36 protein-coding genes are annotated in these 26,433 nt (G+C 68.7%); 3 read left to right on the top strand and 33 right to left on the bottom strand.

Going from position 1 to position 26,433, the window contains the following annotated elements:
• Window positions 1-34 precede the first annotated feature (34 nt).
• The 3 genes from glmM to rplM are packed head-to-tail and all read right to left on the bottom strand — an operon-like array spanning window position 35 to window position 2,376.
• Entirely contained in the window at window positions 35-1,384 is a 1,350-nt protein-coding gene (glmM, locus tag ACWENQ_RS29930; protein WP_449919791.1) for a phosphoglucosamine mutase, read from the bottom strand.
• 1 nt (window position 1,385) lies between these two features.
• Complete coding sequence (rpsI, locus tag ACWENQ_RS29925) at window positions 1,386-1,907, bottom strand: 30S ribosomal protein S9 (protein ID WP_354906448.1); 522 nt, start codon at window positions 1,905-1,907, stop codon at window positions 1,386-1,388.
• Between the two features lie 25 nt (window positions 1,908-1,932).
• On the bottom strand, window positions 1,933-2,376 hold the full coding sequence (rplM, locus tag ACWENQ_RS29920) for a 50S ribosomal protein L13 (RefSeq protein WP_354906450.1): 444 nt from the start codon (window positions 2,374-2,376) through the stop codon (window positions 1,933-1,935).
• 307 nt (window positions 2,377-2,683) lie between these two features.
• On the opposite strand from rplM, the gene ACWENQ_RS29915 reads away from it, so the two are divergent.
• The 3 genes from ACWENQ_RS29915 (at window position 2,684) to ACWENQ_RS29905 (ending at window position 8,625) form a co-directional block, all read left to right on the top strand.
• Window positions 2,684-3,454 carry a CAP domain-containing protein gene (locus ACWENQ_RS29915; RefSeq protein WP_452417197.1) on the top strand — a complete coding sequence of 257 codons (771 nt, stop codon included), beginning with the start codon at window positions 2,684-2,686 and terminating at the stop codon, window positions 3,452-3,454.
• Window positions 3,455-3,489: 35 nt separating this feature from the next.
• Window positions 3,490-4,293, top strand: a complete 804-nt coding sequence (locus tag ACWENQ_RS29910; protein WP_449919786.1) for a hypothetical protein — start codon at window positions 3,490-3,492, stop codon at window positions 4,291-4,293.
• A 195-nt stretch (window positions 4,294-4,488) separates the two neighbouring features.
• On the top strand, window positions 4,489-8,625 hold the full coding sequence (locus ACWENQ_RS29905; RefSeq protein ID WP_452417195.1) for a hypothetical protein: 4,137 nt from the start codon (window positions 4,489-4,491) through the stop codon (window positions 8,623-8,625).
• 179 nt (window positions 8,626-8,804) lie between these two features.
• Here the strand turns inward: ACWENQ_RS29905 and truA are convergent, their stop codons facing one another.
• The 30 genes from truA to rplB form a co-directional block, all read right to left on the bottom strand.
• Window positions 8,805-9,677, bottom strand: a complete 873-nt coding sequence (truA, locus tag ACWENQ_RS29900; RefSeq protein WP_449919780.1) for a tRNA pseudouridine(38-40) synthase TruA — start codon at window positions 9,675-9,677, stop codon at window positions 8,805-8,807.
• 64 nt (window positions 9,678-9,741) lie between these two features.
• Window positions 9,742-10,269 carry a 50S ribosomal protein L17 gene (gene rplQ, locus ACWENQ_RS29895; protein WP_449919778.1) on the bottom strand — a complete coding sequence of 176 codons (528 nt, stop codon included), beginning with the start codon at window positions 10,267-10,269 and terminating at the stop codon, window positions 9,742-9,744.
• A gap of 263 nt (window positions 10,270-10,532) precedes the next feature.
• Window positions 10,533-11,549 (bottom strand): DNA-directed RNA polymerase subunit alpha, encoded by a 1,017-nt coding sequence (locus ACWENQ_RS29890; RefSeq protein ID WP_354906459.1) that lies wholly within the window; start codon window positions 11,547-11,549, stop codon window positions 10,533-10,535.
• A 187-nt stretch (window positions 11,550-11,736) separates the two neighbouring features.
• Window positions 11,737-12,363, bottom strand: coding sequence for a 30S ribosomal protein S4 (gene rpsD, locus ACWENQ_RS29885; protein ID WP_354906460.1), 627 nt, complete (start codon window positions 12,361-12,363; stop codon window positions 11,737-11,739).
• 20 nt (window positions 12,364-12,383) lie between these two features.
• On the bottom strand, window positions 12,384-12,788 hold the full coding sequence (gene rpsK / locus ACWENQ_RS29880; RefSeq protein ID WP_020542285.1) for a 30S ribosomal protein S11: 405 nt from the start codon (window positions 12,786-12,788) through the stop codon (window positions 12,384-12,386).
• Window positions 12,789-12,833: 45 nt separating this feature from the next.
• Entirely contained in the window at window positions 12,834-13,214 is a 381-nt protein-coding gene (gene rpsM, locus ACWENQ_RS29875; protein ID WP_354906462.1) for a 30S ribosomal protein S13, read from the bottom strand.
• 190 nt (window positions 13,215-13,404) lie between these two features.
• Entirely contained in the window at window positions 13,405-13,518 is a 114-nt protein-coding gene (gene rpmJ / locus ACWENQ_RS29870; RefSeq protein WP_003956441.1) for a 50S ribosomal protein L36, read from the bottom strand.
• 24 nt (window positions 13,519-13,542) lie between these two features.
• Window positions 13,543-13,764: a translation initiation factor IF-1 gene (infA, locus tag ACWENQ_RS29865; RefSeq protein WP_012887858.1), complete on the bottom strand. Its 222-nt coding sequence runs from the start codon at window positions 13,762-13,764 to the stop codon at window positions 13,543-13,545.
• 716 nt (window positions 13,765-14,480) lie between these two features.
• Window positions 14,481-14,867, bottom strand: a complete 387-nt coding sequence (locus tag ACWENQ_RS29860) for a hypothetical protein (protein ID WP_354906464.1) — start codon at window positions 14,865-14,867, stop codon at window positions 14,481-14,483.
• A 97-nt stretch (window positions 14,868-14,964) separates the two neighbouring features.
• A complete protein-coding gene (locus ACWENQ_RS29855) occupies window positions 14,965-15,369 on the bottom strand; it encodes a DUF1707 SHOCT-like domain-containing protein (RefSeq protein WP_452417193.1) in 405 nt (134 codons plus the stop codon).
• Window positions 15,370-15,386: 17 nt separating this feature from the next.
• Window positions 15,387-16,196: a type I methionyl aminopeptidase gene (gene map / locus ACWENQ_RS29850; protein WP_449919772.1), complete on the bottom strand. Its 810-nt coding sequence runs from the start codon at window positions 16,194-16,196 to the stop codon at window positions 15,387-15,389.
• Between the two features lie 181 nt (window positions 16,197-16,377).
• Window positions 16,378-17,028, bottom strand: coding sequence for an adenylate kinase (locus ACWENQ_RS29845; RefSeq protein ID WP_452417191.1), 651 nt, complete (start codon window positions 17,026-17,028; stop codon window positions 16,378-16,380).
• Complete coding sequence (gene secY, locus ACWENQ_RS29840) at window positions 17,028-18,338, bottom strand: preprotein translocase subunit SecY (protein ID WP_449919766.1); 1,311 nt, start codon at window positions 18,336-18,338, stop codon at window positions 17,028-17,030. The genes ACWENQ_RS29845 and secY overlap by 1 nt, the downstream gene beginning before the upstream one ends.
• 171 nt (window positions 18,339-18,509) lie before the next feature.
• Window positions 18,510-18,965: a 50S ribosomal protein L15 gene (gene rplO, locus ACWENQ_RS29835; protein WP_354906472.1), complete on the bottom strand. Its 456-nt coding sequence runs from the start codon at window positions 18,963-18,965 to the stop codon at window positions 18,510-18,512.
• A 2-nt stretch (window positions 18,966-18,967) separates the two neighbouring features.
• Window positions 18,968-19,150, bottom strand: coding sequence for a 50S ribosomal protein L30 (gene rpmD, locus ACWENQ_RS29830; protein WP_020542293.1), 183 nt, complete (start codon window positions 19,148-19,150; stop codon window positions 18,968-18,970).
• Between the two features lie 2 nt (window positions 19,151-19,152).
• Window positions 19,153-19,785, bottom strand: coding sequence for a 30S ribosomal protein S5 (rpsE, locus tag ACWENQ_RS29825; protein ID WP_354906473.1), 633 nt, complete (start codon window positions 19,783-19,785; stop codon window positions 19,153-19,155).
• A gap of 49 nt (window positions 19,786-19,834) precedes the next feature.
• Entirely contained in the window at window positions 19,835-20,218 is a 384-nt protein-coding gene (rplR, locus tag ACWENQ_RS29820; RefSeq protein ID WP_354906475.1) for a 50S ribosomal protein L18, read from the bottom strand.
• Between the two features lie 2 nt (window positions 20,219-20,220).
• Window positions 20,221-20,763, bottom strand: coding sequence for a 50S ribosomal protein L6 (gene rplF / locus ACWENQ_RS29815; RefSeq protein WP_354906477.1), 543 nt, complete (start codon window positions 20,761-20,763; stop codon window positions 20,221-20,223).
• 18 nt (window positions 20,764-20,781) lie between these two features.
• Window positions 20,782-21,180 carry a 30S ribosomal protein S8 gene (gene rpsH, locus ACWENQ_RS29810; RefSeq protein WP_157252527.1) on the bottom strand — a complete coding sequence of 133 codons (399 nt, stop codon included), beginning with the start codon at window positions 21,178-21,180 and terminating at the stop codon, window positions 20,782-20,784.
• Window positions 21,181-21,409: 229 nt separating this feature from the next.
• The gene (locus ACWENQ_RS29805) at window positions 21,410-21,595 is read right to left on the bottom strand and encodes a type Z 30S ribosomal protein S14 (RefSeq protein ID WP_192779603.1); all 186 of its coding nucleotides are present in this window, start codon (window positions 21,593-21,595) and stop codon (window positions 21,410-21,412) included.
• 2 nt (window positions 21,596-21,597) lie between these two features.
• A complete protein-coding gene (rplE, locus tag ACWENQ_RS29800; RefSeq protein ID WP_354906478.1) occupies window positions 21,598-22,173 on the bottom strand; it encodes a 50S ribosomal protein L5 in 576 nt (191 codons plus the stop codon).
• On the bottom strand, window positions 22,173-22,463 hold the full coding sequence (rplX, locus tag ACWENQ_RS29795) for a 50S ribosomal protein L24 (protein ID WP_354906506.1): 291 nt from the start codon (window positions 22,461-22,463) through the stop codon (window positions 22,173-22,175). Before rplX ends, rplE begins: the two co-directional genes overlap by 1 nt.
• Window positions 22,464-22,471: 8 nt before the next feature.
• Window positions 22,472-22,843, bottom strand: a complete 372-nt coding sequence (gene rplN, locus ACWENQ_RS29790) for a 50S ribosomal protein L14 (RefSeq protein ID WP_043623452.1) — start codon at window positions 22,841-22,843, stop codon at window positions 22,472-22,474.
• Between the two features lie 232 nt (window positions 22,844-23,075).
• Entirely contained in the window at window positions 23,076-23,351 is a 276-nt protein-coding gene (rpsQ, locus tag ACWENQ_RS29785; protein ID WP_354906479.1) for a 30S ribosomal protein S17, read from the bottom strand.
• The gene (gene rpmC / locus ACWENQ_RS29780) at window positions 23,344-23,580 is read right to left on the bottom strand and encodes a 50S ribosomal protein L29 (protein ID WP_192779600.1); all 237 of its coding nucleotides are present in this window, start codon (window positions 23,578-23,580) and stop codon (window positions 23,344-23,346) included. Before rpmC ends, rpsQ begins: the two co-directional genes overlap by 8 nt.
• Complete coding sequence (rplP, locus tag ACWENQ_RS29775; protein ID WP_354906480.1) at window positions 23,580-23,999, bottom strand: 50S ribosomal protein L16; 420 nt, start codon at window positions 23,997-23,999, stop codon at window positions 23,580-23,582. The genes rpmC and rplP overlap by 1 nt, the downstream gene beginning before the upstream one ends.
• A 2-nt stretch (window positions 24,000-24,001) precedes the next feature.
• Window positions 24,002-24,844 carry a 30S ribosomal protein S3 gene (rpsC, locus tag ACWENQ_RS29770; RefSeq protein WP_354906481.1) on the bottom strand — a complete coding sequence of 281 codons (843 nt, stop codon included), beginning with the start codon at window positions 24,842-24,844 and terminating at the stop codon, window positions 24,002-24,004.
• On the bottom strand, window positions 24,844-25,197 hold the full coding sequence (rplV, locus tag ACWENQ_RS29765) for a 50S ribosomal protein L22 (protein WP_192779597.1): 354 nt from the start codon (window positions 25,195-25,197) through the stop codon (window positions 24,844-24,846). The genes rpsC and rplV overlap by 1 nt, the downstream gene beginning before the upstream one ends.
• Before the next feature lie 30 nt (window positions 25,198-25,227).
• Entirely contained in the window at window positions 25,228-25,506 is a 279-nt protein-coding gene (rpsS, locus tag ACWENQ_RS29760; RefSeq protein WP_049572698.1) for a 30S ribosomal protein S19, read from the bottom strand.
• An 11-nt stretch (window positions 25,507-25,517) separates the two neighbouring features.
• Window positions 25,518-26,351, bottom strand: a complete 834-nt coding sequence (gene rplB, locus ACWENQ_RS29755) for a 50S ribosomal protein L2 (protein WP_354906482.1) — start codon at window positions 26,349-26,351, stop codon at window positions 25,518-25,520.
• Window positions 26,352-26,433: the final 82 nt, after the last annotated feature.

Here is a 26,433-nt window from a genome sequence, read left to right as displayed (position 1 = left end):
ACGCGCGTGCCGTACCCCCCTGGGAGAAACGCCGTCAGACGCAGGCGCTGCGGACCACGTCGGCCAGCCGGCCCGCGACCCTGCTGGCCTGCTCCTCCGACGAGGCCTCGACCATCACCCTGATCATCGGCTCGGTGCCGCTCGGCCTGATGAGGACGCGCCCCGTCTCGCCGAGTTCCGCCTCGGCCGCCGCCACCGCCTCCGACAGCTCCGGCGAGGCCGCCTTGCTCCTGTCGACGTCCTTGACGTTGATCAGGATCTGCGGCAGCGCGGTCATCACCGCGGCGAGGTCACGCAGCGACCTGCCCGACCTGGCCACCACCGACAGCAGGTGCAGCGAGGTCAGCAGACCGTCACCGGTCGTCGCGTGGTCGAGCAGGATCACGTGACCCGACTGCTCGCCGCCGAGGGTGTAGCCGTCGGCCTTCATCGCCTCCAGCACGTAGCGGTCGCCGACCGCGGTCTGGACGACCTCGATGCCCGCCTCGCGCATGGCGAGCTTGAAACCCAGGTTGGACATCACGGTCGCGACGACGGTGTTGCGCGCCAGCCGGTTCTCCTCGTGCATCGCCAGCGCCAGGATCGCCATGATCTGGTCGCCGTCGACCACCGCGCCCGTGTGGTCGACCGCCAGGCAGCGGTCGGCGTCGCCGTCGTAGGCGATGCCGAGGTCGGCGCCGCGCGAGACGACGACCTGCTGCAGCTTGTCGAGGTGGGTCGAGCCGCAGCCCGCGTTGATGTTCAGCCCGTCGGGACGGGCGCCGATCGCCTCCACCTGGGCGCCGGCCCGCAGCAGCGCCTCGGGCGCCACCACGCTGGCCGCGCCGTTGGCGCAGTCGACGACGATGTTGAGCCCGTCGAGCCGCCCGCCGAGCGTGTCGAGCAGGTGGGAGATGTAGCGGTCGGCCTCGCCGTACGCCTCGCGCACACGGCCGACGCCCGCGCCCACCGGGCGGTCCCAGCGCTCGCCCAGCCGCCGCTCGATCTCGTCCTCGACCGTGTCGGACAGCTTGAAGCCGCCGCGGGCCAGGAACTTGATGCCGTTGTCGGGGGCCGGATTGTGCGAGGCCGACAGCATGACGCCGAGGTCGGCGCCGAGCGCGGCCGTGAGATGAGCGACGGCAGGAGTGGGCAGGACGCCGAGACGCAGCACGTCCACCCCTGACGACGCGAGGCCGGCGACCACCGCGGCCTCCAGGAACTCACCTGAGGCGCGGGGGTCCCGGCCGACGACCGCCACCGGCCGCTTGTGGCCGGTGGCGGTGAAAGCGCCTGCATCGCCGAGAACGTGAGCCGCCGCGACCGAGAGGTCCATGGCGAGCTCGGCCGTGAGGTCGCGACCCGCGACCCCACGTATCCCGTCGGTGCCGAAAAGGCGCCCCAACTTAGCGCTTGCTGTACTGCGGAGCCTTACGGGCCTTCTTGAGGCCGTACTTCTTCCGCTCCGTGGCGCGGGCGTCACGGGTCAGGAAGCCGGCCTTCTTCAGCGGCGGGCGGTTGTTCTCGACGTCGAGGATCGCCAGCGCGCGGGACAGGCCCATGCGGAGGGCACCGGCCTGGCCGGTCACGCCGCCGCCGTCGATGCGGGCGATGACGTCGAAGGCCTCCTCGGCACCGAGCACCACGAAGGGCTCGTTGACGATCTGCTGGTGGACCTTGTTGGGGAAGTAGGTGTCAAGCGAACGACCGTTGATCGTCCACTTGCCGGTACCGGGGACGATGCGCACGCGGGCGATCGCCTCCTTGCGCCGGCCGGTGCCGTACGAGTTGCCCGTGGTGACGGGCTTGCGCACGGGAGCATCGGCGCCGGCAGCGGACTCGGTGGTGTACTCGGACGGGAAGTCCTCGCCGGAGTAGTCCTCCAGCTCGACCTCGACGGCCGTCTCGACACCGGTGGGCTCAGCCACGGTTCTCCTCAAATCTTTCGAACTACTACTGGGCGATCTGGGTGATCTCGAACGGCACGGGCTGCTGGGCCTGGTGCGGGTGGTCGGACCCGGCGTAGACCTTCAGCTTCTTGGCCATCTTCCGGCCGAGGGCGTTCTTCGGGAGCATGCCCTTGACGGCCTTCTCGACGGCGCGGTCGGGCCGCTTCTCCATCAGCTCGCCGTAGGTCACGGAACGCAGACCGCCCGGGTAGCCCGAGTGGCGGTAGGCCTTCTTCTGCTCGAGCTTGTTGCCGCTCAGCGAAACCTTGTCGGCGTTGATGACGATGACGAAGTCACCGGTGTCGACGTGGTTGGCGAAGATCGGCTTGTGCTTACCGCGGAGCAGGTTCGCGACGTGGCTGGCCAGCCGGCCCAGCACCACGTCAGTGGCGTCGATGACGTACCACTGACGCTGGATGTCGGCGGGCTTCGGTGTGTACGTGCGCACGGTCGTAGCCTTCTTTAATCGCGTCTTCGGCGCTGTCGGATGCGACAGCTCTATGGTCGGTCGGTGCGGGCGCACGACAGCCCGGACCTTCCGTCTCCAGCAGATGGGAGATGACGCCGGACGCGCCGCGCATCGGTCACAGACGGACCGACTCGCATACAACGAACGCTTAGGGTACCGCCACTCGCGGACACGGGTCAAAACGAGCGGAGACACCGCGGCACAGCTTACCTGCGGCACGGTTGTGTTTCGGTTCCCTGTAAGCCCTTCTCCGGCAATATCTGGCGTCCCTATCGTTGACTGCGGTATGTGGCAGACCCCTCACACCCGGCATCCCCAGCCGAGATCACGGCGCCGGAACCTCCTGGGCCTGCTGGCCTGCCTGCTGGCCGTCCTGTTCGCTGGCGTGCTCATCGGCAGGCTCTCGGTCAACCGCCTCGACGCCTCCGACCAGGTCTACCTCAACAACACCGCACCGCCGTCCGCCGCCGCCCCCACCCCGTCGGCCTCGGGGTCGCCGAGGAAGCCGCGCTCGAACGTGGAGAGCCGCGCCCGCCGTACGGTGAAGACCACCTCCACGCCGCGGCCCACCGTGCAGGCGCGCAGGAAGCCGACGGGGACGGTGGAGCCGGGAGTGGTGCAGGGAGAGGTGCCCGGCGACCCCACCACCGTCCTGGGCGCGCCGCTGCTGGAGGTCTCCCCCGCCCTGGCCGCCCAGGTCGTCAGGCTGACCAACGCCGAACGCGTCCGCAAGGGCTGCGCCCCGCTGCGCGTCGACCGGCGGCTGACCAGTTCGGCGCGCGCCCACTCGCTGGAGATGGCCGAGTCGGGCAGGTTCGCCCACGACTCCCCCGACGGCTCCTCGCCGTGGCGGCGCATGGAGCGGGCCGGCTACCGCGACGGGGCCGCCGAGAACATCGGCCGCGGCTACTCCTCGGCCGAGGAGGCCGTGCGCGGCTGGATGGGCAGTCCCGCACACCGCCGCAACCTCCTGCATTGCGGCTACCGCGCGGTCGGCGTCGGCGTCGTGTCCGGGCCCGGCGGGCCGTGGTGGACCCAGGACTTCGGGTTTTCGTGACCTCCCCGCAGGTAAACCCCGGCTAATCTCGGCGTATGGGTTCCACCAAGAAGACCGACGAAGCCCCCGCACCGCAGCGCAAAGCGATGTGGAGCCCCTACGACGAGGGCCCCCGCTCGTACACCCCGCTCTGGTTCGCCCTCGGCGGCCTGCTCGTCCTCGGGGCGCTCGTGGCCGGTCTCGTGGTGATGTGGAACACCGAAGGTCCCGACCCGACGGCCGACCCGGCGGGCCGCGTGAGCGCGCCGCCCGCCGACCAGCCCGTCGCACCCGCCGACAAGTACGGCTTCGCCGCCGCCCGCGAGAGCGACCCCGACACGCTCACGCAGAAGGAGCTCTTCCCCAAGAAGAAGTTCACGGTCGACGGCCGCTCCTACACCGTGACGATTCTCAAGACCGACAAGAAGTGCGCCGACGCCACCGAGGGCGACAAGCTCGACAAGGCACTCAAGTCCGGCAAGTGCTCGCAGCTCATCCGGGCGACCTTCAAGGACAAGTCCGGGAAGATCATCGGCACCGTCGGCGTCGCCAACCTGCTGAACGGCAAGGCGTCGGCGAAGGTGGCCGCCTCGGTGCGCACCAAGGGCGAGAGCAAGCAGTTCGTGAAGCCGCTGGCGGGCAAGGACGAGATCACCAAGTTCGTCGGCGCGGGCGAGGCCAGCGTCCACGTGGCCACGCACGGCCACTATGCGATCATGCTCTACGTCCAGTTCAAGGACGGCCACAAGCCCGACAAGAAGGGCAGCAAGCAACTGGCGCAGGCGGGCGACGACGTGACCAACGCCTCCGTGTACCCGGCACTCGACTCACGTTCGCTCACCGGCCGCCGCGGGGGCTGAGACCACTCAGTCGCCACCAAAAGGGGACAAACCGCCCGACCGATCCGTCCGAGAACACCCATACGGGCATGGCGATCTCCTGACTATGGTTAGGCTCCCCCTATGCGTGGCCAGGAATCTGGGTCTGAGCACGAGCGCCAGACGGACGGCTCAGCCGCACCGGCGACGCCACCGCCGAGTTTCGGCAGGCCGACGGTGCCGGCTCCATCAGCCTTCCAGGAAGGCGCCCCCGACGCGGCGCACGGATCGGCCTTCGCCGACGCGGCGCACGGAGACGCGCTGGCGGGTCCGCCGTACGCCGCCGGTCAGGTGACCGGCTCCGGTACGGCACCGGCCCAGCCGATCCCCGTCTACCAGGGACCGCCGCCCGGGCTGCCGGTCACCGAGTCCGGCATGGCCGCCGACGGGGGTCACGCCCCCGCCGCCACCGGCCCGTGGGCACCACCGGAGCCCGCGACATCACCGGACGCCCCGGCACCGTGGGCCTCCGGTCCTCACGCTTCCTCCGGCACTCCCGGGCCCTGGACCTCCGGACCCACCGGACCCACCGACACCCCATGGACCTCCGGCCCCCCGGCACCCTCGGCGCCCCCCGGCCTCGCTTCCCCCGACGCCCCGTGGGCCACCGGACCCACCCCGTCCTCCGACGCCTCCGGCCCGTGGACCGCCGGACCGGCCGCGTCGTCGAACGCTCCGCAGACCTCCGGACCCGCCGCATCCCCGGACACCCCGTGGGCCACCGGACCCACCCCGTCTTCGGACGCCTCCGGCCCCTGGCCCGCCGGACCGGCCGCCTCACGCGGCGCCGACGGACCGTGGACGACCCCGGAGGCCGCGGCCGGCCCGCACGCGGGATCCCCCTGGACGGCCGAGCCTCCGGTGACACCGGACGCGGGAAGCCCGTGGGCACCCGAGTCCACGTCCGCACCGGCCGGAACCTCCTGGTCCCCCGAACACGCACCGCCCGGCGCCGGTGGCCCCTGGCCATCCGCCCCGGCGACCCCCGAAGCGAACGGCCCGTGGACGGCTGGCGCGGCGACTCCCGACGCGAACGGCTCGTGGTCTCCTGAGCTGGCGACCCCCGACGCGAACGGCCCCTGGTCGGCTGGCGCGGCGACTCCCGACGCGGGTGGCCCGTGGTCGCCCGAGCCCGCCGCCGCGGCCGCGCGCCCGTCTGCCGGTGAGGACGCGGGACGGCCCCTTGACCCCGCAGGAAGCGCGGGACGCCCCGTCCACGCGAAGGACACAGACCGGCCCACCGGCGTCGAGCAGGCGGGACGGCCCGCCGGCGCCGAGGGCGCGGGACACCCCGACGGCGGCGACGGCGCCGGCCGGAGCGACGGCGGCAACGACACAGGCCGGACCGACGGCGTCGAGGACGCGACGGTCGAGCACCGCAGGCCCGACAACCGGCCGCTGTCCGCGTCCCCCAGCGTGCCCGCCGAGACCTGGACGGCCGCCCAGCCGTGGTCGCAGGCCGACGACGCCCAGCCCTACGACTGGTTCGCCGACCCCGAGCCAGGCGCGCAGGACCCGCACGCCGGCCCCCGGCCCGCCACCCCATCACCCTCCGGGCCTCAGCCCGTTGCCGGGCCACACGCCGGAACCGGGGCCGCGCCCACCGCGCACCCCGGCGTCCCGCAGCATGCCGCCTGGGCACCTCCGGGCGCCGCCCAGCCACCCTCAGGCGCCCCCCTTCCCCCGGTACCCGGAGCCCCGTACACCCCGCTGCCCGGCGCCCCCCAGCCACCCGCGCCCACCGGCTGGCAGGCCGACAACCCCGGCTCCGCACAGCCCCCCAACCCCGGCATCCCGCAAGCCCCCAACCTCGGCACCCCGCAAGCCCCCAACCCCGGCATCCCGCAGACCCCCAACTCCGGCACCCCGCACGCCCCCTGGGCGCCGCCCGCCGGGCAGGCGCAGACCCCGTGGGCACCCCCGCACGGCGGGCAGCCCACCCCCGGGACATTCGGGGCCCCTGGGACACTCGGGGCCCCCGGGACCACTGGGGCGCAGCTCCCCCACGCACCGCAGGGCGAGCCGTGGACGCCGTCACCCGAGGCCTGGTACATCCAGCCCGATCAGGCCGCATCCACCTGGCAGCCCCCGCAGGCCTTCACCGCGGCCGCCGCGGGCATGAAGGTCTGGCCGTCGGCCACTGCCGACGTCGCGGGCATGCCACCGTGGCCCGCCGCGACCGGCGAACCCATCGGCGACCACGAAGGCTTCCAGGACGGCAACACCGTCGGCTCCGGCCCGACGGTCCCGTTCGCCCCCAATACCGGCCCGGACCGGACGGCCTCGCACCCCTCCGACACCGACCCCGGCGCCACGAACCCGGCTTCCGCCGACACGGACGACGCGACGGCCACAGCCACCTCCGACCCCGGCACGCCGGACCCGGCAGCCACCGACAGAGGTCACGGCACGACAGGCCTCACCGACGGCGACGACACGACGGCCCCCACCGACTCCCCCGGCGGTTACGGCGCGACACCGGCCACCGACTCCCCCGTGGGTCACGGCACGACGGCCGCCACCAACTCCCCCGTGGGTCACGGCACGACGGCCGCCACCAACTCCCTCGAGGGTCACGGCACGACGGCCGCCACCAACTCTCCCGGCGGTTACGGCACGACGGCCCCCACGGCCTTCGACGGAGGTCACGCGACGGCCGCCGGCGACAACACCGACCCCGGGATGACGGTCTCGTTCGCGCACAGCGCCGAGCCCGGCGACGTCCCCGTCTGGCCGCCGCACCAGCCTGCCGCCGACGGCGCCGGCGACCGCGTCCCTGACCTCCCGTTCGACAGCTCCACCTGGGGACGTTCCAGGGGCACCGAGCCTCCCGCCGACGTGCTCGACGACGTTCTCGACGACGACCCATCGGCGACCGCTCCGGGCCACCGTCCCACCTCGTCGGAGCACGCCCCCGGCCACCACTCCTCCGTCCCGCCGGCGACCGATGCCGGCGGCCGGTCCGGCACCTCTCCGGCGAGCGACCCCGTCGCCGGAGACGCTCTCAGCGCGGACCCGCCCCACTCCGGCACACCCACCGGAGGCACACCAGACCCGGGCTCACCCAGCACAGCCGGGCCCGCCACGGCCGCACCCGACACAGCCGAGCCGATCTCAGGCGCAACCGACACATCCGGACCCGACGCGGCCGGACCCGACGCACACGGATCCAACGCAGCCGGACCCGACGCACAGGGAGCCAACGCAGCCGGACCCGACGCACACGGACCCAACGCAGCCGGGCCCGGCTCGGAGGCCTCCACCGCGGACGCCTCCTCCGGCACGCCCATCGCAGGCCGATCCGATCCGCAGGCGTCGGGCACCGACGGAACGGCCCCGCACGCCAACGGCACGGCGGCGGGCGACGCCCCGCACGACGACCCATCGCCGACCTTCGGAGCCATCCCGCTGCCCCCGACCCAGCCCCCAGCCGGCCTTCCCGCGCTGCCCGCCCCGACCGGCGACGGCTCGGCCACGCCGCCCGCCGTACCGGACGGGTCGAGCGTCGCGGACCTGCCGACGCCGCCGCACGGCGCGCCGGTGGCGTCCTTCGATCCGTTCGCGCCGATGCCGCAGGGCGGCGTCGCGCCCGCGCCCGAGCCGCCCTCCACCGAGCCGGGCAAGGGCAAGATCGCGCTGATGGCGACGCTCGGTGTGCTCATCGTGGCCGGGGTCGCCACCGGCGGCTTCTTCGCCTACCGCTCGATGAGCACGGCACAGCCGGCCGACAGCGCCTCCGCCGCCCCCAGCGCCAGGCCGTCCGCGGGCGACGACCCGCTGGCCAGCTCGCTGCTCAACTCCGAGGGCACCGACCCCGAGAAGATGTCGATCAACGAGGCGTTCCCCGACCAGAAGGTCGACCTCGGCGGTCGCGTCTACACGCGGGTCAAGGTCGACCTGTCCGACGACTGCCAGAAGGCGGCCGCGGGGCCGTTCGCCACGGCGCTGCGCGACCAGAAGTGCAGCCGCGTGCTGAGGGCGACCTACGTCGACGACAAGAAGCGCTACGCCGTCACCACCGGCATCGCCGTCCTGCCGACCAAGGAGGCGGCCGTCTCGGCCGACCAGGCGAAGGACCTCGACAAGAACCTGTGGTTCAAGCCGCTGCCCGGCGCGGCGTCCAGCGGCGCCGACCGGGTCCACATCGCGGGCGGGTACGCGGCGGGGCTGCTGTGGGGTCGCTACATCGTCTTCAGCTACGCGACGTTCGCCGACGGCCACACCCCGACCGCCAAGGAGAAGAGCCTGGGCGACGTCAGCGGCGCCTTCCGCGACCACACCTCGCTGGTGCTGGAACGCAGGATCACCGAGTGACGCGCGCGTGAGGCGGGCCGCCGTCGCCGGTTCAGGGGCGGCGGCACAGCCACAACCCGGACGGCACCAGCCCGACACGCGGCATCACCCGGCAAGCGCCGCGTCACCCGGCAAGCACGGCATCACCCGGCGAACACGGCATCACCCGGCAAGCACGGCATCACCCGGCGAGCACCGCGTCACCCGGCGAGCGTGCGGACCCTGCGGGTGGCGGCCGCCCTGGCGGCCAGTTCCTCGTCCGGCGGGTAGCTGACCTCTTCGAGGCACAGACCGTGGGCGGGCGCGACGTGCACCCCCGAGTCCCGTACGGCTCCCGCCAGCACCCTCGACGGCCACTCCACGGGTCGCCTGCCGTCTCCCACAGCCAGCAGGCACCCGACGAGGGCCCTGACCATCGAGTGGCAGAACGCGTCGGCCACGACGGTCGCCTCGAGCACGCCGGACTCCGTGCGCACCCAGTCGAGCCGCTGCAGTTCCCTGATCGTGGTGGCGCCTTCCCGCTTCTTGCAGAAGGCGGCGAAGTCGTGCTCGCCGAGCAGTTGCGCGGCCCCGGCCTTCATCGCGTCGAGGTCGAGCGGACGCGCGTGCCAGACGATCTCGTCGCGGCGCAGCGGGTCGCCGCCGCCGGGCGCGTCGTGCACGCGGTAGACGTAACGCCGGGAAAGCGCGGAGAAACGCGCGTCGAAGCCCTCAGGAGCCACGCTGACGCGATGAACCCGCACATCCGGCGGCAGGACCCCGGCAAGCCGCCGCAGGAGCGTGGAGAGCCGCTCATCGACGCTCTCCTCGACGACGGGCTCGCCCTTGCGGCGGTTGCGCTCCAGTTCCCCGAGCGCCGCCACGGGCAGGTCGACGTGGGCGACCTGGCCGCGCGCGTGGACGCCGGCGTCCGTACGGCCGGCCACGGTGAGCGCGACCTCGCCCAGTCTGAGGATCTTGCAGAGCGCGTCCTCGAGCTCGCCCTGCACCGTGCGCCGTCCCGGCTGGCGGGCCCAGCCGGAGAAGCCGGTGCCGTCGTAGCCGAGGTCGAGGCGGAGCCGAACCACGATCATCCTCCTGCGTGAAACGGGGAAGGCCCGGCACCCCGAAGGGTGCCGGGCCCGTGAGCCTGAAAGATCAGGCCTCGTCCTTCTTCGCCTCGTCGGCCGGAGCCTCGGCGCTCTCCTCGGCCTTGGCCTCGGTGCTCTCCTCGGCGGCCTCCGCGACGGCCTCGGTGGTCTCCTCCACGGCCTCGGCGGCCGGGGCGGCGGCGGCCGGAGCCGTGCGGCGGGTGGCGACCTGGTTCAGCGCCTCGCCCACCAGTTCGATGACCGCCATGGGCGCGTTGTCGCCCTTACGGTTGCCGATCTTGGTGATGCGGGTGTAGCCACCGGGACGCTCGGCGAAAGTCGTCGCGATCTCGGTGAAGAGGTGGTGGACGACGCCCTTGTCCTTGACGACGGTCAGCACCTGGCGACGGTTGTGGATGTCGCCCTTCTTGGCCTTGGTGATGAGGCGCTCCGCCAGCGGGCGGACGCGCTTGGCCTTGGCCACGGTGGTGGTGATGCGGCCGTGGCGGAACAGGTCCGTGGCGAGGTTCGCCAGGATCAGCCGCTCGTGAGCCGGGCTGCCGCCAAGACGTGCACCCTTGGTGGGCTTGGGCATTGCGTTCTCCTTGAGAGTGAACCCGCCCCGGCCGTGTCAGGTACCGGAGTCGAGCCGCCAGGCCTCCCGCAGGAGGCCCGCGATATCCAGCTGCGCCGGCCCGGAAGGTTCCGGGCCGCATGGTCCCCGGCCGTGGCGACGTCTGGTCGTCCAGACTCCCGCCCCATCCGGAGCTCCCGCTTCCAGGAGCCCGGATCGCCGGGGCCGCGGGGGCGGCGCCCCCGCGGTTCGGGCGAGGGACCTGGTCCCTCGCCCTGGGCCTGCTAGTACTGCTCGGTCTCGACGTACGCGCTGTCGTCGTCGTCGTAGCCGCCGCCGGCCACCGCGCTCGGGTCGAACCCGGGCGGGGAGTCCTTGAGCGCCAGCGACATCTCGTGCAGCTTCTGCTTGACCTCTTCGATCGACTTGGCGCCGAAGTTCCTGATGTCGAGCAGGTCCTGCTCGCTGCGGGCCACGAGCTCACCCACGGTGTGGATGCCCTCGCGCTTGAGGCAGTTGTAGGAGCGGACCGTGAGGTTGAGCTCCTCGATCGGCAGCGCCAGGTCGGCGGCGAGCGCCGCGTCCGTCGGCGACGGGCCGATGTCGATGCCCTCGGCCTCGACGTTGAGCTCGCGGGCCAGGCCGAACAGCTCGACGAGGGTCTTGCCCGCGGAGGCCACCGCGTCGCGGGGCTTCATCGCGGCCTTGGTCTCGACGTCGAGGATCAGCCGGTCGAAGTCGGTGCGCTGCTCGACACGGGTGGCCTCGACCTTGTAGGTGACCTTGAGCACCGGGGAGTAGATGGAGTCGATCGGGATGCGACCGATCTCCTGGCCCGGCTGCTTGTTCTGCGCGGCGGAGACGTAGCCGCGGCCGCGCTCGACGGTCAGCTCCATCTCCAGCTTCGCCTTGCCGTTCAGCGTGGCGATGCGCAGGTCGGGGTTGTGCACCTCGACACCGGCCGGCGGCGCGATGTCGGCGGCGGTGACCTCGCCGGGGCCCTGCTTGCGCAGGTACATCACGACGGGCTCGTCGTGCTCCGAGGAGACGACCAGTTCCTTGAGGTTGAGGATGATGTCGGTGACGTCTTCCTTCACACCGGGAACGGTCGAGAACTCGTGCAGGACGCCCTCGATGCGGATGCTCGTCACGGCCGCGCCCGGGATGGACGACAGCAGCGTGCGGCGCAGCGAGTTGCCGATGGTGTAGCCGAAGCCCGGCTCCAGCGGCTCGATGACGAACTTGGACCGGGTCTCGTCGATCGACTCTTCGAGAAGAGTCGGACGCTGAGCGATCAGCATGTTTCGGGATCTCCCCTTGTCGTGTGGCGCCCGCTATATGACACCACTCCGATGAACAGCCTAAATGGGGTACGGCATGCCGTACCCCATTTGACCCTCGCGGACAGGGAATCCCATCCACGAGGGAAGACGCCCGCCGAAGCGAGCAGTGGCGGCGCGCCCGCGAGGGGCACGCCGCCCGTACGGCCTACTTGGAGTAGAGCTCGACGATCAGCTGCTCCTGGACCTGGGTGTCGATCTGCTGGCGAACCGGCAGCTGGTGAACCAGGACGCGGAGCTTCTCCGGCACGACGCCGAGCCACGCCGGGACCGTCCTGTCGCCCGCGGTCGCCTTGGCGACCTCGTACGGCATCAGGTTGACGGCCTTCTCGCGGACCTCGACGATGTCGTGCTCGCGGACGCGGTACGACGGGATGTCGACCTTCTTGCCGTTCACCAGGATGTGGCCGTGACGGACCTGCTGGCGAGCGGCGTCGCGCGACTGGGCGAAACCAGCGCGGTAGACCACGTTGTCGAGACGGCTCTCCAGGATCTGGAGAAGGTTCTCGCCGGTCTTGCCGCCCTTCTTGTTGGCTTCCTCGTAGTAGTTGCGGAACTGCTTCTCGAGGACGCCGTAGATGCGGCGGGTCTTCTGCTTCTCACGAAGCTGGAGCTGGTACTCAGACTCCTTGGGACGGCCGCGACCGTGCTCACCCGGCGGGTAAGGACGGATCTCGATGGGGCACTTCGCGGACTCGCACTTGCTGCCCTTGAGGAAGAGCTTGGTCTTCTCGCGACGGCAGAGCTTGCAGTCCGCACCCGTGTAACGAGCCATTTCTCTCTATCTCCTGGGTGTCAGACGCGGCGGCGCTTCGGCGGACGGCAGCCGTTGTGCGGAACCGGGGTCACGTCCTGGATCGAGCCGACCTCGAGGCCGGTCGCCTGCAGCGAACGGATCGCGGTCTCACGGCCGGAGCCGGGGCCCTTGACGAAGACGTCGACCTTGCGCATGCCGTGCTCCATGGCGCGGCGAGCGGCGTTCTCCGCGGCCATCTGAGCGGCGAACGGGGTGGACTTACGGGAGCCCTTGAAACCCACGTGGCCGGCGCTGGCCCAGGAGATCACGTTCCCGTTCGGGTCGGTGATCGAAACGATCGTGTTGTTGAACGTGCTCTTGATGTGCGCGTGGCCGTGAGCGACGTTCTTCTTTTCCTTGCGGCGCACCTTCTTCGGCGCACCCTGGCGGCTCTTAGGAGGCATTCCTTGCCTTCACTCCTGAGGTCTTCGGTCCGACAGCTGCGCGGACTACTTCTTACCGGGCTTCTTCTTACCGGCGACGGTCTTCTTCTTGCCCTTACGGGTGCGCGCGTTGGTCTGGGTGCGCTGGCCGTGGACGGGCAGACCCTTGCGGTGACGGATGCCCTGGTAGCAGCCGATTTCGATCTTGCGGCGGATGTCGGCCTGGACCTCGCGGCGCAGGTCACCCTCGATCTTGAAGTTCGCCTCGATGTAGTCACGCATCGGGACGAGCTCAGCGTCGGTGAGCTGGTGCACACGCAGGTCGCCGCTGACGCCGGTGGCCTGGAGGATCTCCAGGGCGCGGGTGCGGCCGATTCCGTAGATGTAGGTGAGAGCGATCTCCAGCCGCTTCTCGCGGGGGAGGTCGACGCCAACCAGGCGAGCCATGGTCGGGCATTCTCCTTCACTGTGGCGGAGGTCTTGCGCCTCACTCCCCTCCCCATGCCCGGGGTGAGGGCCCCGGCCTCCGACCGGGGGTGTCCCACTCGCGTGGGTGTGAAACGCGCTTACTGACTCAGGCTTCTCATGCGTCGAGCCCGCACCCGATCAAGGGGCGGACTCGGAGAAGCCTTCGCGACTAGCCCTGGCGCTGCTTGTGGCGCAGGTTGTCGCAGATCACCATGACGCGACCGTGCCGGCGGATCACCTTGCACTTGTCGCAGATCTTCTTGACGCTCGGCTTAACCTTCATAGTCCTTCGTGATCCTCAGACGTTTTACTTGTATCGGTAGACGATCCGCCCACGACTCAGGTCGTAAGGGCTCAGTTCTACGACTACCCGGTCGTCGGGCAGGATCCGGATGTAGTGCATCCGCATCCGTCCGCTGATGTGGGCCAGGACCTTATGGCCGTTGTCGAGTTGCACCCTGAACATCGCGTTCGGGAGCGACTCAACCACAGTGCCCTCGATCTCGATGGCGCCGTCTTTCTTGGCCATGTCCCTCGCGTTTCACTGATCGGTCGTCTGAGGTATCGGTCACTAAGCAGCCGCGACCACCTGTATCGGATGAGAGCGGCGGTCTGCGAGACCGCCAACACAGGATGGCCATAGTGAGCCGACTAAGGAGTGTACGACACCTAGCGGGAAAATGCGAAACGCCCGTGCCAGGTGTCCTGACACAACCATGCCCAAGGTTACCCCAGATCCACGGTGGATCCGCCGCCACGCGAGCCGAGGCGCAGGTCCCCCGCAGACGTGCCCGCCCGGCCCCAGCAGCCGCCGACACGCGAAACCGGGCGGGCACGTGCTCATGGAGCGTCGTCATGTCGAGGACGCTTCTCCAGGTGACGACGGTCGAAGGTGTCCACCGCGAGCAGCACGGCCGGTCACCACCGGGAGGGCGGAGCCCGCCGTCGGCGGGCCGCCCCCGCCCGTGTGCGGATCGCGGTGGGATGCCACCGGCCGGGTCGCAGGCATTGACCGTGACCGGTGATCTCACCGCGCCGGGCGGCGACAGATCCATCGTCAAAGAGCATCTACCCGGCGTGATCACCGCCAAATACGACCAGCGGTAAAGAGTGGGTCTTGCCTGCCGTACCAGGACAGAGGAACAGGACAGAGGAAACGGCGAAGGCCCGCCGGTGACGGTGTCACCGGCGGGCCTCCTCACGTCCAGAGCCCCCCAGAGATGCGCGTCGTGCGCGCGGTGTTTCTCAGTAGATGCGGTGCTTGCTGCCGCAGTTGTCGAACTTGGAGGCGCCGTAGCACGTGTAGGTGTAGACCTTCTTGATCCCCTGGTCGCTCCAGGCGCTGGAGTGCTTGCCATCCCAGCCCTGGGCGAACTTGTGCCAGCTGCCGCCCTTGTAGTACTCGAACCACACGTAACCGTGTTTGCCGCCGGACTTCTCCTGGCCGTACCACTTGGTGTAGACCTTGCCGTGCGACGAGAAGGACGTGCCGTAGGTGTAGGCGCTGCCGTCGCTGGAGAAGTACTTCCCCCAGCCGCCGGCCTGTGTGGTCGCCGCCTGGGCGGCGGGGGCGACGGCCAGACCCGTCAGGGCGGAGCCGGTAATGGCTGCTGCAATGAGAATCTTTCGCATGTTCTTCCTCCTGTGAGCGATGTGACACTCACGTTAGGAAGCAGCCGCCGGGCCTTCCGCGCACAAATCCACACAGTGCACTAGTGCACAGATCGGGTCATTTCCGATGATTGCCGAAAATGCTGCTTACCAGGAGCAGCGCGCCCCAGGGGCCGGCCACCCACATCGGCCAGAAGTAGCCGCCGAAGTCGGTCAGCAGCCAGATCACCGACGTGACCGCCACCGCCGACGCCCAGGCGGCCCAGGCGCCCTTCATGCCGGAGTGCATCCCCGACTGCGCGGGAGTGGCGGGAAGACGGGCGGCCTGCGCCCGCAGGTCGACCTCCGGCAGATCGGCGGTGACCCGCGCGAGCTCGCCGTAGGTCTTGCTCTGGTAGACCTGCTCCAGCCGCTCGTTGAACTCCTCGACCGTGATCCGGCCCTGCGCGGTGTGTTCGCGGAGGATGGCCGCCACCCGATCGCGGTCGACGTCCGATGCACGCATTTCGGGGCTCTGCGCCATCCCCACCACTTCCCGCCTCAGCTCAGCAGTTGTGAAAGGCGCTCCTTGCCCCCATCGAGAGCGGTAAGCACCCAAGGTCCATTATGTGTCACAGCGACGCTGTGTTCGAAGTGTGCGGACGCCTTACCGTCGATCGTGACGACGGTCCAGTCGTCGTCCAGCACGCGGGTGCGGGCCGTACCCAGGTTCACCATGGGCTCGATCGCCAGGCACATCCCGGCCTCGAGGGCGGGGCCGCGGCCCGGACGCCCGTGGTTGGCCACCCAGGGGTCCATGTGCATCTCGGTGCCGATGCCGTGCCCGCCGTACTCCTGCGGGATGCCGTACCTGCCCTGGGACCTGACGTACTTCTCCACCTCGTACCCGATGTCCGACAGGTGGCGGCCGACGCCGAGCGCGGCGATGCCGCGCCACATGGCCTCCTCCGTCACCCGCATGAGCTCCGTGAGCGCCGGCGAGACCTCCCCCACCGGTACGGTCACCGCCGAGTCGCCGTGCCACCCGTCGAGGATGGCGCCACAGTCGATGGAGATGATGTCGCCCTCGCGCAGCTTGCGCTCGTTGGACGGGATGCCGTGCACCACCTCGTGGTTGACGGACGCGCAGATCGTCGCGGGAAAGCCCTGGTAACCCTTGAACGACGGGATCGCGCCCTCGCCCCTGATCGCCTTCTCGGCGATCGCGTCCAGGTCGAGCGGCGTCATGCCCGGCTCGACCGACCGCCTCAGCAGATCCAGCGTCCGCCCGACCACCAGACCGGCCGCCCGCATCTTCTCCAGCTGCTCCGGCGACTTGATCTGGATTCCATGTCTGTTCTTTCTGAACAAGTTCGACACCCCCCAGGGTGGTTCAACGGGCGAACACTGAAGCCCAATTCCCCCACAGCGGGGCTGATCACGCAATACTCGCGAGAACCGCGTCCTTCTCGTTCGGGCAGCTCACGCAGGTCGCCTCACATGAATAACGCCGACCCTGATCGGCAGGGTCGGCGTTATCGGGTCGGTCGTCCTAACCGGCGTAGGGCCGGATCGCCTTCATCGCCCGCTGGGTGACCTCTTCGACAGGTCCCGTCGCGTCGACGCCGACCAGGATGGCCTCTTCGGCGTAGAAGCGGATCAGCGGGGAGGTCTGCTGCTGGTAGACCTCCAGGCGGTGCCTGACGGTCCCCTCCTTGTCGTCGTCACGCTGGAACAGCGTGCCGCCGCAGACGTCGCAGATGTCGTCCCTCTTGTCGTCGAACTCGACGTGCCAGATGCGACCGCACTGGCTGCAGGTGCGCCGGCCCGCCAGACGGCGGACGACCTCCTCGTCGTCGACCACGAGCTCCAGGACCAGGTCGAGCTTCTGCCCCCAGTCCTTCAGCATGTCGCGGAGGATCTCCGCCTGAGGGACGTTGCGAGGGAAGCCGTCGAGCAGGAAGCCGTCCTGGGCGTCCTCCTCCGACAGGCGGTCGCGGACCATGGCGATGGTGACCTCGTCGGGCACGAGGTCGCCGCGGTCCATGTAGGTCTTGGCGAGCTTGCCGAGCTCCGTGCCGCCCGAGACGTTGGCACGGAAGATGTCACCTGTCGAGATCTTCGGGATGGACAGGTTCGATGCGATGAACTGGGCCTGTGTCCCCTTACCCGCTCCGGGGGGCCCGACCAGAACGAGACGCACTACCGCAGGAAACCTTCGTAGTTGCGCTGCTGCAGCTGGCTCTCGATCTGCTTCACCGTGTCAAGGCCGACACCAACCATGATCAGGATGCTCGTCCCTCCGAACGGGAAGTTCTGGCTGGCTCCCGAGATCGCCAGTGCGATGATCGGCACCATCGCGATGAGGCCGAGGTAGAGCGCACCGGGTGCGGTGAGACGAGTCAGAACGAAGTTCAGGTACTCGGCCGTAGGCCGACCCGGACGGATGCCCGGGATGAACCCACCGTACTTCTTCATGTTGTCGGCGACTTCAGCGGGGTTGAACGTAATCGACACGTAGAAGTACGTGAAGAAAACGATCAGCACGAAGAAGGTGACCATGTAGATCGGTGTGTCGCCGGTGACCATGTTGCGCTGGATCCACTCGACCACGGGGTTCGGGTTCTCGCTGGTGCGCGCGAAGAGGTTAACCAGCAGGTTCGGCAGGTACAGCAGCGAGGAGGCGAAGATGACCGGGATGATGCCGGCCTGGTTCACCTTCAGCGGGATGTAGGTCGAGGTGCCGCCGTACATCCGGCGGCCGACCATGCGCTTGGCGTACTGCACGGGGATCCGGCGCTGGGCCTGCTCCACGAAGACGACCGCGGCGATCATGAAGATGCCGACCACCATCACCACGGCGAAGGTGAACGGGTTGGCGCGGAAGATGTTCAGGAGCTCGGCCGGGAAGACCGCGACGACCTGCGTGAAGATGAGGATCGACATGCCGTTGCCGACGCCGCGGTCGGTGATGAGCTCACCGAGCCACATGATGACCGAGGTGCCGGCCGTCATGACGATGACCATCGTCACGATGTGGAAGACGTTGTCGGGCTCCAGCAGGATCGGCAGGTTGCAGTCGAACAGCTGCCCGGAGCGCGCCAGCGCGATGAAGGCGGTCGACTGCAGGACGCCGAGGCCGATGGTGAGATAACGGGTGTACTGTGTGATCTTCGTCTGACCGGCCTGGCCCTCCTTCTTGAGGGCTTCCAGGCGCGGGATGACCACGACCAGCAGCTGCAGGATGATGCTCGCGGTGATGTACGGCATGATGCCGAGCGCGAACACCGACAGCTTCAGCAAGGCGCCGCCGCTGAACAGCTGCACCATGCCGTAGATGTTGCCGGACTCGCCGGCTTGAGCCTGCGCGAGACAGGTGCGAATGTTCTCGGTGTGAACACCCGGTGTCGGAAGAACCGAGCCGAGGCGGAACAGCGCGATGATGCCCAGAGTGAAGAGCAACTTCTTGCGCAGGTCCGGCGTCCGGAACGCCCGGGTAAACGCGGTCAGCACGGTCCCTCCAGCACGCCGTGATGGCGGTATGGGTCTGCGATGGTGCGGGGATCAGCCATCTGAGTCTCAAGGTCAGGCGTCGAGCAGGACAGAACCCTGCCGTCTCGCGAACTCTAACGCACTACAGGCACGGGAGCCCATTGTCAGGACCCCCGTGCCTCGTAATGGCACTTACAGCTCGGTAACGGACCCACCGGCAGCGGCGATCTTCTCCTTGGCGGAACCCGAGAAGGCGTGCGCCTGCACGTTCACCGCGACGGAGATCTCACCGGTGCCGAGGACCTTGACCGGCTGGTTCTTGCGGACAGCGCCCTTGGCGACCAGCGAGTCGACGGTGACCTCGCCACCCTCGGGGAACAGCTCACCGATCTTGTCCAGGTTGACGACCTGGTAGGTCGTCTTGAACAGGGCGTTGGAGAAGCCCTTGAACTTCGGCAGACGACGCTGCAGCGGGATCTGGCCACCCTCGAAACCGAGGGGAACCGTGGTCCGCGCCGTCGTGCCCTTGGTACCACGACCGGCCGTCTTACCCTTGGACGCCTCGCCGCGACCCTTACGGATCTTGGCCTTGTTGGCGCCCTTGGCGGGACGCAGGTCGTGGATCTTCAGCGGAGCCTTGTCAGTCATGACTAGTCGACCTCTTCCACCTCGACGAGGTGCGTCACCACGGCGACCATCCCACGGATCTCGGGGCGGTCCTCCTTGACGACGACATCGCCGATTCGCTTCAGGCCAAGCGAACGCAGCGAGTCACGCTGGTTCTGCTTGCCACCGATCTTCGAGCGAACCTGAGTGATCTTCAGGCGTGCCATGACTAGCTCACCGCCTTCGCCGCCGCGGCAGCCTCGGCCAGGCCCTCGGCCCGAGCCTTCAGCATCGCCGTGGGAGCGACGTCCTCGATCGCCAGGCCACGACGGGCGGCGATCGCCTCGGGCGTGGACAGGCCCTTCAGCGCAGCCACGGTGGCGTGCACGATGTTGATCGGGTTGTCCGAGCCGAGCGACTTGGACAGGACGTCGTGGATGCCGGCGCACTCCAGAACGGCGCGCACCGGGCCACCGGCGATGACACCGGTACCGGCGGAAGCCGGACGCAGGAAGACGACACCGGCCGCCTCCTCACCCTGCACGGTGTGCGGGATGGTGCCCTGGATGCGGGGAACGCGGAAGAAGTGCTTCTTCGCCTCCTCGACACCCTTGGCGATGGCCGCGGGGACTTCCTTGGCCTTGCCGTAACCGACGCCGACCAGGCCGTTGCCGTCACCGACGACAACCAGGGCGGTGAAGCTGAAGCGACGACCACCCTTCACGACCTTGGCCACTCGGTTGATCTTTACGACGCGCTCGATGTACGAGACGCCCTTGTCGGCGGCGCCGCCGCGGCGATCGTCACGACGGTCCCGCCGCTCGCCACCGGTGCCGCCACCGCGACGCGGAGCTGCAGCCATCAGTGGTTCCTCTTCTCAGTAGCCATTAGTTCAGATCCTCGCGCCCTCATCAGAACTCGAGCCCGCCTTCGCGAGCGCTGTCCGCGAGAGCCGCGATGCGACCCGCGTAGCGGTTGCCACCGCGGTCGAAGACGACCTTGGTGATCCCGGCTTCCTTGGCCCGCTGAGCGAGGAGCTCGCCGACCTTCTTGGCCTTCTCGGTCTTGTCAGCCTCGAGCGTGCGCAGGCTGGCGTCCATGGTGGAGGCGCTGACCAGCGTGTGGCCGAGGTTGTCGTCCACGATCTGCACGAACATGTGACGGGTCGAGCGGTTGACGACCAGGCGGGGACGCTCGGCCGTACCGACGACCTTCTTGCGGACGCGGCCGTGACGGCGGGCCCGCGAGACGGTGCGAGCAGCCGTGTGCTTGCTGTACGCAGTCTTGGGAGCCATGCCTACTTACCAGCCTTTCCGACCTTGCGGCGGATAACTTCGCCCTGGTAACGCACACCCTTGCCCTTGTAGGGGTCGGGCTTGCGCAGCTTGCGGATGTTGGCGGCGACCTCGCCGACCTTCTGCTTGTCGATGCCGTCCACGTGGAACAGGGTCGGCTTCTCGACGCGGAAGGAGATGCCCTCGGGGGCGTCCACGATCACCGGGTGGCTGAAGCCCAGAGCGAACTCGAGCTGCGTCGGGCCCTTGGCCGCGACGCGGTAACCGACACCGACGATCTCCAGGGTCTTGGAGTAACCCTGGGTGACACCGGCCACCATGTTGGCGATCAGCGTCCGAGACAGGCCGTGCAGAGCGCGGACCTTGTTCTCGTCGTTGGGCCGGGAGACGGCGATGGCGCCGTCCTCGTCGCGAGCCACCGTGATGGGCTCAGCGACCGTGTGCGAAAGCGTGCCCTTCGGGCCCTTGACCTGGACATCCTGGCCGTCGATCGTGATGTCGACGCCGCTCGGTACAGGGATGGGCAGCCGTCCGATTCGCGACATGCTGTAGTCCTCCCCTCGTTACCAAACGTAGGCGAGGACTTCCCCGCCCACACCACGCTTGCCGGCCTGCTTGTCGGTCATGAGGCCACCGGACGTCGAGATGATCGCGACACCCAGTCCGCCCAGGACTCGAGGCAGGTTGTCCTTCTTCGCGTAAACACGCAGCCCGGGCTTGGAAACCCGGCGCAGCCCCGCGAGCGAACGCTCACGGCTCGGCCCGAACTTGAGCTCCACCACGAGGTTCTTTCCGACCTTGGCGTCCTCGACGGTCCAAGACTGGATGTAACCCTCCTGCTGGAGGATCTCGGCGATGTGCGCCTTGATCTTCGAATACGGCATCGTCACGGAGTCGTGATATGCCGAGTTCGCGTTGCGCAGACGTGTCAACATGTCTGCGATCGGGTCGGTCATCGTCATGGCCAACGGCCTTCCTCGCCGCGGTTTCCAGTCGGTGAAGCAGAGCTCTACCGGTGGACCTTCGGCGCGGTCATGGGCGCTTGGAACAGCGCCCGGTTGATATTTCTCGTACGGCTCGGCGGGGACGAACCCCGAAGCCCCTGACAGGGCGTGCGAAACGCCCTACAGAAGGATGCCATCCTCCACTCGGTGCTCCCTCCAGGAGAGGGAGCACCCTAGCGGAAAGATGTCACCAGCTGGACTTGGTGATGCCCGGCAGCTCGCCCCGGTGCGCCATCTCGCGGAAGCACACGCGGCACAGGCCGAACTTCTTGTAGACGGCGCGCGGACGGCCGCAACGCGAGCAACGCGTGTAGGCGCGAACCTCGAACTTCTGCTTCCGCCCCGCCTTGGCGATCAGCGACTTCTTCGCCATGATCAGGCCTCCTTGAAGGGGAACCCGAGGAGCTTCAGCAGCGCCCGGCCCTGGTCGTCGTTCTTCGCTGTGGTCACGATCGTGATGTCCATGCCACGCGGCCGGTCGACCTTGTCCGGGTCGACCTCGTGGAACATGACCTGCTCGGTCAGACCGAAGGTGTAGTTGCCGTTGCCGTCGAACTGCTTGGGCGAAAGGCCGCGGAAGTCCCTGATGCGGGGCAGCGCCAGCGAGAGCAGCCGGTCGAGGAACTCCCACATGCGGTCGCCGCGCAGCGTGACGTGCGCGCCGATCGGCATGCCCTCACGCAGCTTGAACTGCGCGATGGACTTGCGGGCGCGGACGACGGCCGGCTTCTGACCGGTGATGACGGTCAGGTCGCGAACAGCGCCCTCGATGAGCTTCGAGTCACGAGCCGCCTCGCCGACACCCATGTTGACCTTGATCTTGGTCAGGCCGGGCACGAGCATGACGTTCTCGATGCCGAACTCCTCACGAAGCTTCGCGAGGATCTCCTCGCGGTACTTCGTCTTGAGGCGCGGCGTGGGACGCTCGGTCTCAGTAGTCGTGGCAGTCATCAGTTGTCCTCACCCGACTCGTCGGCCTTCGCCTCGGCCTTCTTGGCAGGCTTGCTGTCATCCTTGAGCTTCTTGACGTTGCTCACGTGGATGGGAGCCTCCATGGTCTCCACGCCGCCCTGCTTGGCGCCGCGAGGACCGTTGAGGTTCTCCTTCGAGTGCTTCTTGATCATGTTGACGCCCTCGACGACCACGCGGTCCTCGCGCGGGTTCGCCGAGATGACCCGACCCTTGGCACCCTTGTCCTTGCCGGCGATGACCTGAACCAGGTCACCCTTCTTCACGTGCAGCTTCGCCATCACAGCACCTCCGGGGCGAGCGAGATGATGCGCATGAACTTCTTGTCGCGCAGCTCGCGGCCCACCGGGCCGAAGATACGAGTGCCGCGAGGGTCACCGCTGTCCTTGATGATGACGGCGGCGTTCTCGTCGAAACGGATGTAGGAGCCGTCAGGACGACGACGCTCCTTCACCGTACGGACGACGACGGCCTTGACGACGTCGCCCTTCTTCACACCAGTGCTGCCGGGAAGAGCGTCCTTCACCGTGGCGACGATGACGTCGCCGATTCCCGCGTAGCGTCGACCCGAGCCACCGAGAACACGGATGCAGAGGATCTCCTTGGCACCCGTGTTGTCGGCGACCTTGAGTCGCGACTCCTGCTGGATCACGTCAACTCCTGTTGGTCTCCGCCGGTTCTCATCGCTGAGCCTGGCGGAACTCTGTATGGTCTTGGTCCTCCGGCCACAACCCCGAAGGGCCGCACCGCAGGCGACGCGAGGGCTTGTCCCGGACGGGCGCCGTACCCTCAGGCACGGCCACCGCGCGGAGCCCCCGCGTCCTTGGACGCCGTCATGGGGGGTGTCTCCACCCCCCACGAGGCGCGCATCTATGTGGAAGACCTTACTTGGCCTTCTCAAGCACCTCGACGACCCGCCAGCGCTTGGTGGCGGACAGCGGCCGGGTCTCCATGAGGAGGACGCGGTCGCCGACGCCGCAGGCGTTGGCCTCGTCGTGCGCCTTGTACTTGGTCGTACGGCGGATGACCTTGCCGTACAGCGGGTGCTTCACGCGGTCCTCGACGGCGACGACGACGGTCTTGTCCATCTTGTCGCTGACGACCAGGCCCTCACGGGTCTTGCGGTAGTTCCGCGCGGTCTTCTCGGTTGCCTCAGACATCGCTCGTCTCCTTCTCGACCGTGACAATGCCGAGCTCCCGCTCGCGCATCACGGTGTAGATACGGGCGATCTCGCGGCGGACGGCGCGCAGCCGCCCGTGGCTCTCCAGCTGACCGGTCGCCGCCTGGAAGCGGAGGTTGAACAGCTCCTCCTTCGCCTCCTTCAGCTTCTGGACCAGGGTGTCCTGGTCCTCGAGCCGCAGCTCTCCGGCGGTCAGGCCCTTAGCCATCACGCCTCACCCACTTCACGCTTAACAATCTTGCACTTCATCGGAAGCTTGTGGATCGCGCGCTGCAGCGCCTCGCGAGCGATGGGCTCGGCGACGCCGGACAGCTCGAACATCACGCGCCCAGGCTTGACGTTCGCGATCCACCACTCCGGCGAACCCTTACCGGAACCCATGCGGGTCTCGGCGGGCTTCTTGGTGAGCGGACGGTCGGGGTAGATGTTGATCCACACCTTGCCGCCACGGCGGATGTGACGGGTCATGGCGATACGAGCCGACTCGATCTGACGGTTGGTCACGTAGGCGTGCTCAACCGCCTGGATGCCGAACTCGCCGAACACGACCCTGGTGCCGCCCTTGGCGGCTCCGCTGCGGTCAGGCCGGTGCTGCTTGCGGTGCTTGACCCTGCGCGGGATCAGCATGGTCAGCTCCCTTCAGCACCCGGCTGCGCAGCCGGGCCGGTCTCGGGGGCAGCCTGGGAGGCCGCCTCATTCCTGGGGGCACGGTCTCCGCGGCCACCGCCACGGCGAGCGCCGCCGGCGCCGCCACGACGCGGACGCTCGCCGCCACCGCGACGGTCGTCACGGTCGCGACGCTGGCCGGCGCGAGCACCGGCGGCAGCCGCCTCACGCTCGGCGCGGCTGGTCGGAGCCTCACCCTTGTAGATCCACACCTTCACGCCGATGCGGCCGAAGGTGGTGCGGGCCTCGTAGAAGCCGAAGTCGATGTCCGCGCGCAGCGTGTGCAGCGGCACACGACCCTCGCGGTAGAACTCCGACCTCGACATCTCGGCGCCGCCCAGACGACCGGAGCAGGCGACCCTGATGCCCTTGGCGCCGCTCTTCATGGCCGACTGCATCGCCTTGCGCATGGCGCGGCGGAAGGAGACACGGCTGGAGAGCTGCTCGGCCACGCCCTGCGCGACGAGCTGGGCGTCGATCTCGGGGTTCTTGACCTCGAGGATGTTGAGCTGGACCTGCTTCTTGGTCAGCTTCTCCAGGTCACCGCGGATGCGGTCGGCCTCGGCGCCACGGCGACCGATGACGATGCCGGGACGGGCGGTGTGGATGTCGACCTGGACGCGGTCGGTCGTACGCTCGATCTCGACCTTGGAGATGCCGGCCCGCTCCATGCCCTTCTGCAGCATGCGACGGATCGCCACGTCCTCAGCGACGTACGACTTGTACAGCTTGTCGGCGTACCACCGGCTCTTGAAGTCGGTCGTGATGCCGAGGCGGAACCCGTGCGGGTTAACCTTCTGGCCCACTATCGGGTCCTTCCCTTCGGCTCGCGGGACTCCACGATCACGGTGATGTGGCTGGTCCGCTTGTTGATCCGATAGGCGCGACCCTGGGCACGCGGACGAAACCGCTTCAGCGTCGGGCCCTCGTCGACCCACGCGCGGCTCACGACGAGCGTCTGCGGGTCGAGCTTGAAGTTGTGCTCAGCGTTCGCCATCGCGCTCGAGAGCACCTTGTAGATCGGCTCGCTAGCCGCCTGGCTGGCGAACTGCAGTACGGCCTGCGCCTCCGAAGCGGGCAGCCCGCGAATAAGGTCCACCACGCGGCGGGCCTTCTGGGGCGTGACACGGACGAACCGCGCCTGAGCCCTGGCTTCCATCGCTTACTCCTCTGATGCTTCGAAAGGCGCTTACCGCCGGCTGCGGCGGTCTTCCTTGACGTGGCTGCGGAAGGTCCGCGTGGGGGCGAACTCACCGAGCTTGTGACCGATCATCGACTCGGTGACGAACACCGGGACGTGCTTGCGGCCGTCGTGAACGGCGATCGTGTGGCCGAGCATGTCGGGCACGATCATGGATCGACGCGACCACGTCTTGATGACGTTCTTGGTGCCCTTCTCGTTCTGGACGTCCACCTTCTTCTGAAGGTGCTCGTCCACGAAGGGGCCCTTCTTAAGGCTACGTGGCATTTCGGCTGCTCCTACCGCTTCTTCTTGGACCGACGGCGGATGATCAGCCTGTCACTGGCCTTGTTCGCCTGACGGGTACGGCCCTCGGGCTTGCCCTTGGGGTTGACCGGGTGGCGACCACCGGAGGTCTTGCCCTCACCACCACCGTGCGGGTGGTCGACGGGGTTCATGGCCACACCACGAACGGTCGGGCGCTTGCCCTTCCACCGCATACGACCGGCCTTGCCCCAGTTGATGTTGGCCTGCTCGGCGTTGCCGACCTGACCAACCGTCGCGCGGCAACGGACATCGACCATGCGCATCTCACCGGACGGCATACGCAGCGTGGCGTACTGGCCCTCCTTGGCGAGGAGCTGGATCTGCGCGCCGGCGGAACGACCGAGCTTGGCGCCGCCGCCCGGACGGAGCTCCACCGCGTGGATGAAGGTACCGGTCGGGATGTTGCGCAGCGGCAGGCAGTTGCCCGGCTTGATGTCGGCCGCGGGGCCGTTCTCGATCCTGTCGCCCTGCTTGAGGCCGGTCGGCGCGATGATGTAGCGCTTCTCGCCGTCGGCGTAGTGCAGCAGCGCGATGTTGGCGGTGCGGTTGGGGTCGTACTCGATGTGAGCGACCTTCGCCGGGATGCCATCCTTGTCGTGCCTGCGGAAGTCGATGATCCGGTAGGCGCGCTTGTGTCCACCACCCTGGTGGCGGGCGGTGACCCGGCCGTGGACGTTACGGCCACCCTTGCCGTGAAGGGGAGCAAGCAGCGACTTCTCCGGCTCGCTGCGGGTGATCTCGGAGAAGTCCGAGACACTCGAGCCGCGGCGACCCGGAGTCGTCGGCTTGTACTTACGGATGCCCATCTTTTTCGTTCATCCTTCGTCGGTTACATGGGTGAGCCCGCCGCGCTTTTGCACGGCGGTCTCATCCCCCGCGGGCCGTACG

The organism is Nonomuraea sp. NPDC004354 (assembly GCF_053602555.1).
Note: the sequence above shows the minus strand (reverse complement) of the source record. Positions and strands in the feature narration are given on the sequence as shown.